The sequence below is a fragment of the Rhizobium sp. KNZ2-6A genome (assembly GCF_056755475.1).
Genome location: NZ_JBNDIC010000101.1, coordinates 1 through 6,301 on the forward strand (window position 1 = coordinate 1; position 6,301 = coordinate 6,301).

The 6,301-nt window shown below is 58.1% G+C and carries 6 protein-coding genes and 3 pseudogenes; 3 read left to right on the forward strand and 6 right to left on the reverse strand.

Features of this window, described 5'->3' with window-relative positions; all coding sequences use genetic code 11:
* Positions 1-46 precede the first annotated feature (46 nt).
* Positions 47-361, forward strand: coding sequence for a hypothetical protein (locus ACPYOP_RS32305; RefSeq protein WP_481414280.1), 315 nt, complete (start codon positions 47-49; stop codon positions 359-361).
* A 529-nt stretch (positions 362-890) separates the two neighbouring features.
* Here ACPYOP_RS32305 and tnpC read toward each other — a convergent pair.
* Positions 891-2,130, reverse strand: a pseudogene (gene tnpC / locus ACPYOP_RS32310) (IS66 family transposase); the annotation flags it as partial.
* A gap of 46 nt (positions 2,131-2,176) precedes the next feature.
* Here tnpC and ACPYOP_RS32315 point away from each other — a divergent pair.
* Complete coding sequence (locus ACPYOP_RS32315) at positions 2,177-3,529, forward strand: recombinase family protein (RefSeq protein ID WP_481414281.1); 1,353 nt, start codon at positions 2,177-2,179, stop codon at positions 3,527-3,529.
* Here the strand turns inward: ACPYOP_RS32315 and tnpB are convergent.
* From tnpB to ACPYOP_RS32340, 5 genes and pseudogenes are all read right to left on the reverse strand, one after another.
* Positions 3,520-3,828: an IS66 family insertion sequence element accessory protein TnpB gene (gene tnpB, locus ACPYOP_RS32320; protein ID WP_481414282.1), complete on the reverse strand. Its 309-nt coding sequence runs from the start codon at positions 3,826-3,828 to the stop codon at positions 3,520-3,522. The genes ACPYOP_RS32315 and tnpB overlap by 10 nt on opposite strands.
* Positions 3,825-4,196 carry an IS66-like element accessory protein TnpA gene (gene tnpA, locus ACPYOP_RS32325; RefSeq protein ID WP_283054914.1) on the reverse strand — a complete coding sequence of 124 codons (372 nt, stop codon included), beginning with the start codon at positions 4,194-4,196 and terminating at the stop codon, positions 3,825-3,827. The genes tnpB and tnpA overlap by 4 nt, the downstream gene beginning before the upstream one ends.
* A 219-nt stretch (positions 4,197-4,415) precedes the next feature.
* Positions 4,416-4,646: pseudogene (locus tag ACPYOP_RS32330) on the reverse strand (ArsR/SmtB family transcription factor); the annotation flags it as partial.
* Between the two features lie 490 nt (positions 4,647-5,136).
* Positions 5,137-5,418, reverse strand: coding sequence for a porin (locus tag ACPYOP_RS32335; protein ID WP_481414284.1), 282 nt, complete (start codon positions 5,416-5,418; stop codon positions 5,137-5,139).
* On the reverse strand, positions 5,419-5,784 hold the full coding sequence (locus tag ACPYOP_RS32340) for a hypothetical protein (protein ID WP_481414283.1): 366 nt from the start codon (positions 5,782-5,784) through the stop codon (positions 5,419-5,421). It lies immediately after the preceding gene.
* Here ACPYOP_RS32340 and ACPYOP_RS32345 point away from each other — a divergent pair.
* A pseudogene (locus ACPYOP_RS32345) lies at positions 5,783-6,301 on the forward strand (IS5 family transposase); the annotation flags it as partial. The gene ACPYOP_RS32340 and the pseudogene ACPYOP_RS32345 sit on opposite strands and share 2 nt — an antisense overlap.

Sequence of the window (6,301 nt, forward strand, 5' to 3'; positions counted from 1 at the left end):
GCTCAGCTACCAGCCGGCGCTCGCAAGGAGGGTGGCGGTGTAAACAGTGAACAAGCGCCGGCTCGATCAGCTCGTGCCAAAGCAGCCGCTCTTTGTAAGATACGGCAGAGCGCGCGCCGATGCCTTTGATCGAGACCAGGCGGTCAGGCTGAGCATTGTGACTACATTGCAATCATCAACAAGCAGAGGCGCCGCCGTGGCCAAGTTCATCATTATCGCATTGCTGGCAGGGGGCGCAGGAGCTGCTGGTGGTGTGGCAGCGACATGGATCATCCTAAGCAAGCTCTTTGCCTGCGAGAATTGGTCGAAAGTTATTACCGCGGAAGATCTCAAGGGATTGCGCCTGCTGGACGGCCTGTAACCAATAATACGCAGCCTCTCTGACGTCGGCTCTTTGGCCCTCCCAAACCGCAGTGAATGTGAATCTCCCGTGCAAGCCTTGGCGCATCATGTCCATCGGACGCAGGGAATGGGCGAATGGGTTCTAATCAGTGAGAGGCCGTATTATTCACCGAGGCAACCCCACGGTACTTTAGCTGGGGATAACATAGGCGGGATGCGCATCGCCAGTGGCCTTTGTCGCACCCCGACGCTATCGTCGGGTCGTTGGAAGACCCTGAACTTGTCTATTATTCCCCTCCCATGGCCCTGCCCCGTTACCCGACGGCGCAGGGCCTTTTTTCGGGCGCGGGTTGTGCGGGCCGCATGGTTGGCGTAACGGTGCTTGGAAAATGCCGTGGGAAACGCTATATAGAGATCTGGAGTATGGGGCGAGCTTTCGCCCACCCCACTTTTCCTTAGATCATGAATCGAACCCGTACGATCAGTGACCAGCTGGTGCGGGTTCTTTTCATTTCCAGGGTTACACTCATTGGCAAGAGAGTAAGCGGTTAGCCGATGGCGTCAGGCTTGCAGTTCCATGGCATAAGTGCCTCGAGCTCGGATACTGGCCAGCCTTGAGCGATGCGGGTCACGGTCTGGGAAAGCCAGTCGAGCGGATCGACGTTGTTCATTTTGGCCGTCTGGAGAAGCGTGGCCAGCGTCGCCCAAGTGCGTCCACCGCCCTCGCTGCCGGCGAATAGACTGTTCTTTCTCGTAATTGTTTGGGGCCGGATCGCGCGCTCGACGATATTGGAGTCAATTTCGATCCGGCCGTCCGTCAGGAAACGCTCCAGTGCTTCGCGCCGGGTGAGCCCGTAACGGATTGCTTCGGCGGTCTTGGACTTGCCAGAGACCTTGCCCAGCTCCTTCTCCCAAAGATCAAAGAGGCCGGAGACGATGGTTGCAGATCTTTCCTGACGCAGCATGGAGCGGCTGTCGGCATCCCGACCGCGGACCTCATCCTCGATGCGCCAGAGCTCGGTCATCGCGATGATCGTGTCCGTTGCTGCTTTTGAGACACCACTGATGTGAAGGTCGTAAAACTTGCGGCGAAGATGCGCCCAGCATCCTGCGAGCCGGATCGTTTCATTGCTGCCGTCTTTGGCACGCGTCTTGGCGAGACTGGTATAGGCCGAGTAGCCGTCGACCTGCAGAATGCCGCTGAACCCGGCGAGATGACGCACCACGCAGTCAGCGCCCCTACTGATCACTCGAAGCATAGTATATGGTCGCCGGCAGCGCTGTGCCCCCGAACGGCCGGTCATCGCGTACGTAAGTCCATATGCGCCCGGTCGTGCATTTCTCCTTGGCCTGAATGGGAATGGTGGTGTCATCGCCAAAAAGACGCTCGGCTGCGAGGACATGGTCCTCGATCAGATCAAAGATCGGCATGAGAGCGGCCGTTCCATACCCGACCTGGTCAGCCAGCGTCGAGGTGGAAAGCTCGATGCCTTCGCATTTGAACCGGGTGCTCTGGCGGTTGAGCGGACTATGCATGCCGAACTTATCGAAGAGGATCGTCGCCAGCAGATGGGGACCGATGAAGCCGCGCGGCGTGGCATGGAACGGTGCCGGCGGCTGGCTGATTGTCTCGCAGTCACGGCAGGTAAATTTCTCACGCACCGTCTCGATCACTTTGAACCGGCGCGGAATCTCCTCCAGCGTCTCAGTGACGTCCTCGCCCAGATTCGACAGGCGCGACCCGCCGCAGCATGCGCAGACGGTCGGCGGATCGATCACCACGCGCTCACTCACGCTCGATATCCTCCGGCCGACGGTTCCGGCGGTAACCAGCATGCTGAAGAACCCGGCCTATGCCGGAGCATTCGTCTATGGTCGCAAGCGCCAGCCGGCGGGGTCGTCGGGGCGCGTGCAGAAAAAGACAATGCCGATGTCGGAATGGAAAATTGTCGTGAAGGACAAATATCCTGCCTATGTGAACTGGGAGATCTCCGAGAAGGTCCAAGCCATCTTGCGCGACAACCGGAGCGACTATCTGCGCATCAAGGGCCGCGGGGTTCCTCGCGATGGTGCCGCCCTCCTGCACGGCATCACTTGGTGCGGGGAATGCGGACACAAGATGTTTGTGCGCTACAGGGGCGGCAGTCAGTATGTCTGTAACCACCTGCGACAGCAGTATGATGCGCCAGAGTGCCAATGCCTACGGGCCGCCCCGATTGACCGCCAAGTCGCGGCCACGTTCCTCGAAGCGGTGGCTCCGGCCGAGATTGAGGCGCTTGCAAGAGCACGTAAGATGCGTCGACACGCAGACGAGGTGGTGCATCATGCGCAAGAACAGCAAGTTCAGCGCCTGCGCTACCAGGCATCTCTCGCCGAGCGGCAGTTCAACCGGGTCGATCCAGATAATCGACTGGTGGCCAGCGAACTGGAGCGTCGTTGGGAAACGGCACTACTGGAACTGAGGCAAGCCGAGGAGGCCCTGCAGCGCATGAATGCAGTCTCACTGCCTGAGCCCGCCGGCGTCGATCGTCGCTTGCAGGCAAAGGTCGTGGCCTTGGGAGGACGGTTGCCAGCGATCTGGGCCGATCCAGCGACGCCGCGCGCAAAGCGCAAAGCGCTGCTGCGCTGCCTGATTGACAAGGTCGTTATGCGCCGCGGCGCCCCTGACCGTGTCGAGGTCCGTATCGTTTGGCGCGGCGGCGCAACAACGGAACTCATGGTCATGATGCCCGTCAATGGTCTGACCGCGTTGCCGCGCAAAAAGGAGATGGAACAACGGATCTGCGAACTGGCCGCTAGAGGCGTTTACGACGACGAGATCGCTCGCATCCTCACCGCTGAAGGCCATCGCTCTCCGCGATGTGTCGCGGCCGTTCTTCCAAGCACGGTCCAAGGCATCCGCCTTCGTCAAAACGTCAAAATCATGCAGCCGCGCAGCCGCTGGCCCAAGGTTGAAGGGCGTCTTTCCGTCATGGAGCTGGCTGCGCGACTGCACATCCCGCCGAAATGGATTTACACCCAACTGCGGCGCGGCAACCTTTTTACGTCCCATGATCCAGCTGGTCGCTACCTGTTTCCTGACGATCAAGCGGCCTTGCAGGCTATACGCAAGCTACGCGACCACCGTATCCATCAGCTCGATCTAAGGGCAGATCAGCCTCAAAAGGAGGGGTATTGTTATGAGTAGTCGAGCAAATAAGAAAGCTGTGCGGCCGAGATCGCGACGGCGGCGCCCTCCATATTCGGCCAGATAAACCGGCCCTTCTCCAGCCGCCGGGTAAAAAGACAGGCGCCCAGACCATCATGCCAGATGATCTTCAAAATATCCGATCTGCGACCCCGGAAGACGAAGAGATGCCCTGACAAGGGATCATGCTTCAGAACCTCCTGCACCCGAAGCGCCAGGGAGGGAAAGCCACAGCGCATGTCCGTATAGCCCGTCGAAAGCCAGACCTTGACCCCTGTTCCCATCGGAAACGGATTCACCGCAGCGCCTCCAGTCCGCGCAGGATCCGAAGCAGCGCTTCAACGTCGACATCGCGGTCCACAATCACACGGCGACCATTCGCGCTGACAACCTCCATCCGGCAAGCGTTCGGCAATAACCCTGCGGCTGGCTCTGCCTCTGGAACAAGCAGCGCCGGGACAAAGCCACCGACAGGCGAGGCAATATCCAGTTGCCACGCTCGTGCGAGCCGCCGCCATTCATATAACTGCGAACGCGATATTCCATGTCGCCGCGCCGTCGTCGCGCACAAGCCAGGTTCCGAATAGCTCTCCGCGACAATCCGGAGCTTCATCTCTTTGCTAAAACGACGGCGTCGACCCGTATCGACAATCTCAACTCGATCCATAGCCGCACTGTCCTTATTGACGTCAATAAGGACAGTCAGTGCCAAATCCGACAATTTCTACAAGGCGGCCCACCTCGGACGCGTACGGAAAGGGAGGTCATCTGGCATATTGAAAATATTGAGTTTTCTATGGCTTCGGCTCAACCTTTTACGGACACTGCTCCTGCGACAACTTTTTGCACGAACTTTCAACCTACCCCTTTTTTTCAGGCGGAAGTGCAGAGCCGAGAGAATCAGGCGAACCTCGTCGGAGAGGCAGGAATAGTAAACGGTTTGTGCCTCCTTGCGTGTTACGACCAATCTCGTGGCGCGCAGCTTGCCGAGGTGCTGGGACAGGGCCGATTGACTGAGCCCGACCGTTCTCGCCAGTTCGCCGACACTCCATTCCTTCACGACGAGCAGCGACAACATTTGCAGTCGCTTCGAGTTTGCCATGGCACCAAGCACCATCGCATCTCGTTCGAGTTTATCGGGAACAAGATCAGGCAAGCGCGGCTTCTCCTCCCATGTGACGGTCGAGGCGGATGCATGATCCCGGCTACGACCAGTTGGAGAATGATACTGGCTCGCCGCGAACGGCTGCGACAACTATCAATTGGAAGCTGTTTGGCCAGTTAACAGGGAGTACGCTCGAGTTTCCAAAACATATGATCAGGATCTCGACCTGCAACGGCAAGCTCAGGGCTGCCGTCTGCAAGCGCATCGCCGAGGAAAAGGCTTCTTTTCCACTTGGCCGAAATCCGGTCTACCGGCTAAACAGGCCGAACGCAACATTTCACCCGCAAGCCGATCCCAGGATGGATAAGACGAAGCTGAATAAAAAAGGATCCGGAGGGAAAGCCGGATCCTTTACTTTGATCGGAGGTCAACCGATCGATGGAAGAAGCCCCACGGATTGGAACGCCGGGCTTCTCCATACCCGGCGCGAGGTAACTCAAACTTAGAAGCTACGCTCGAAGCGGAGAACGCCAGCCCACTGGTCTTCGTTGATCGAATCCCAGTTGGTGTAGGTGACTTCCGGCTCGATGAGCAGGTTCTTGACCGGCTTCCACTTGACGTTCGTGGTTGCCGAGAAGGTCTTGTTGTCGGTATAGGCGAGCTGCAGGTTCCACTTCAGCTTTTCGTTGACCGGAACGCCAACGCCGCCCCAGACAGCCCAGTCGCCCCAGCTCTGGCCGATCGAATCGCCATTCGCATACTTGGTCGTGAACCCATAAACGATTCAGTAGGCCGCGGTTTCGTTCACCCAGATTTTGGTGCCGATTGGAACCATCAGTTTGGACACACCCGGCCCCAACATGATTGGAATGAAATCCGGATTTGGCGGTGAAAGCATCTCAATGCCGCCGATAATGGTGTGAAGGGTTGACCCATCAGGTGCTTCTAGCATGACAGGCTCGCCGACTGTGATCTTCCATTCGCGCTCGCCGTGTTTCGGTATGCCAGGCGCGACGACGATGGAGCTTCGGCCAGAGAGCTCAAACGTATCCTCTATTGTTGACAGGTAGAGCATTGGTGAGAACTTGACTATTGGGGAGCGCGAGAAATCGCTTTTAAATGGCAAGGATCGGTGATTCAAGGTGATCATGAGCCGATACGATTTGACCGATTTCGAATGGCGCGTGCTGGAGCCATTGTTACCCAACAAGCCAAGGGGCGTACCGCGTGTTGACGACCGCCGTGTGCTAAACGGCATATTCTGGGTGTTGCGGTCCGGTGCGCCTTGGCGTGACCTTCCCGAGCGCTATGGCCCGCGCACCACCTGCTACAACCGCTTCGTGCGATGGCGAAAGTCCGGCGTCTGGGATCGGATGATCGGCGCGATTACCACCGTGCATGATGGCGATATCCAGATGATCGACAGTACTTCCGTTCGCGTCCACCAGCAGGCCGCGACGGCAAAAAGGGGGATCTAGATAACTGTCTCGGTCGTTCGCGAGGCGGCCTCACGACCAAAATCCATGCGCTCGTCGACGCGCAGGGTCTCCCAATTCGGCTCAGCCTAACCGCCGGGCAAAGGCATGATGGTCTAGGGTTTGTTGAGATTCAGGATTTCACGGATAGAGATATCATGATTCAAGCTCCTTTTGAGGAGTATGAGGATG